1 protein-coding gene and 1 pseudogene are annotated in these 2144 nt (G+C 72.2%); both read left to right on the top strand.

Annotation, left to right across the window (positions count from 1 at the left end):
• A pseudogene (locus tag IH13_RS0124830) lies at positions 1-315 on the top strand (penicillin acylase family protein); the annotation flags it as partial.
• 182 nt (positions 316-497) lie between these two features.
• A partial coding sequence (locus IH13_RS0124825; RefSeq protein ID WP_234433380.1) for a peptidoglycan recognition protein family protein occupies positions 498-2144 on the top strand: 1647 nt, incomplete at its 3' end.

Genomic DNA, 2144 nt, shown 5'->3' with positions numbered 1-2144 from the left:
TACGGCTGGTGGGGCTTCGCCGACAAGGACCTGCGCCAGGTACTCGGACAGCCCGTCAAGGGGCCCCTGGCCAGGACGTACTGCGGCGACGGCGACCTGGGCGCCTGCCGTGACGCGCTGCTGACCACCCTGAAGCAGGCGGCCGCGGTGCCCGCGACGACGGTCTACCCGGGCGACGACAGCTGCAAGGCCGGTGAGCAGTGGTGCGGCGACGCCATCGTCCACCGCGCCCTGGGCGGGATCGGCCACAAGACGATCCACTGGCAGAACCGTCCGACCTATCAGCAGGTCGTGGAGTTCCCCTCGCACCGCTGAGCCGGGCCCCGAGGCCCGCACCGGGACCCCCCTTCCACCGTCCGAGGCGGGAGGGGGGTCCCGGCATGTGCGGAACGTGCGATTCCGGCCCGGCCCGTCCCCGGCCGCCCGCCCGGGCAGTACCATGCCGACGTTCGATGTCATGTCCATCTAGGGGTGGGGACAACTTGAGACTGAATCGAGTGCGCGGTACGGCTGTGGCCGCCGCCCTCGGAGTCGTCGCGGTACTGGGATTCCAGAACGTCGCGTACGGCGCCACGGGGGAAGAGACGCACGGCAACGGCCGGCCGGCCGACGGGGCGGGCGGTTACAGCGCCGGGGTCGAGGCGAGCGGGCCCGTCAGGAGCGAGGTGCACAGGCTCGCCCTGAAGCCGAAGGGACGCGACGAGGCGTCCCTCTCACGGCGTACGACCGAGCCGTTCGGCATGCTGGGCGTGTCCTGGCCCGATGCGGACGCCGAGATCAAGGGCACGATCGAAGCCCGTACGCGCAGTGCGGAGACCGGCGAGTGGTCCGACTGGATCGCCCTGGAGCCGTACCTGCCGGGCCTCGACGGTGAGCGCTCCGCGGAGCGCGGTTCCACGGAGCCGGTCTGGGTGGGGCGTTCGGACGGCGCCGAGGTGCGCGTGAGCGACGGAACGGCCTCCGGGACGCTGCCGGCCGGCCTCCGGCTCGACATGGTCGACCCGGGCGCCGGGCAGAGCCCGGCCCAGGGCGGCGCGGGGAAGACCGAGCCGGCCGCCCGCGCGGCCGCGGCCGCCGACCAGGGCCCGCCGTCGACGGTGCCGCGGCCCCCGGTCGTCACGCGCGCCGGGTGGGGGGCGGACGAGTCCCTGAACGACGAGGGCCCGATCTACCTGGAAGGCGGCGTGATCAAGGCCGTCTTCGTGCACCACACCACGGACGGCTCCTACAACTGCGCCGAGTCCGCGGCCGTCGTACGGGCCCTGCACGTCTACCACGTGAAGACCAACGGCTGGCGCGACCTCGGCTACAACTTCCTCGTCGACAAGTGCGGGACGGTCTTCGAGGGCCGGCAGGGTGGCATCGACCAGCCCGTCATGGGCGCGCACACCTACGGTTTCAACAACGAGTCGACCAGCGTCGCGATCATCGGCGACTACACGAACGCCGGCGCGTCGAACGCCGCCCTGGAGGCGACCGCCCGGGTGGCCGCCTACAAGCTCGGCCAGTACGGCGGTGACCCGGCCGGCAGCACCACGCTGGTGGCGGGCGCGACCCAGAAGAACTACGCGGGCAAGCAGTTCGTGGCCGGACAGTCCTACGCGTTCAGCCAGATATCCGGTCACCGCGACGGCTTCAACACCGAGTGCCCGGGCATGAAGCTCTACCCGCAGCTTCCGGCCCTCCGGACGCTGGCCGCCGGCCCTGTCCAGGGCCTCACGGTCACCTCCGTCGCCGGCGGGGCGTTCGCCGTGGAATCCGGCTACGAGACCCCGGGCCCCGTCACGGTGAACTGGTCGACCTCCACGCCGAGTTCGCTGATCAGCGGATTCGAACTGCTCGTCGACGGCGTGCGCGCGACCACCGTCTCGGGCAGCGCGCGGTCCGCCTCCACCACACTCGCGCCGGGCAGTCACAAGATCACCGTGAAGGCCGTCCACCAGTCCGGCAGGACGGCGACCACCGCCGCGGTGAACGTCAACGTCCCGAGCCGGAAGAAGTTCGTGCCCGTCACCCCGGAGCGGCTGATGGACACGCGCACCGGCCTCGGCGTGCCGAAGGGGCAGGTCGGTCCGAAGGGCGTGGTGACCCTTCAGGTGACCGGGGCCCACGGCATCCCGGCCACCGGTGTGGGCGCCGTCGTG

This window comes from Streptomyces sp. NRRL WC-3549 (assembly GCF_000721935.1).
Classification (GTDB): Bacteria; Actinomycetota; Actinomycetes; order Streptomycetales; family Streptomycetaceae; genus Streptomyces.
The sequence above is the reverse complement of the archived record's forward strand: the minus strand, read 5'-3'. Positions and strand labels throughout refer to the sequence as shown.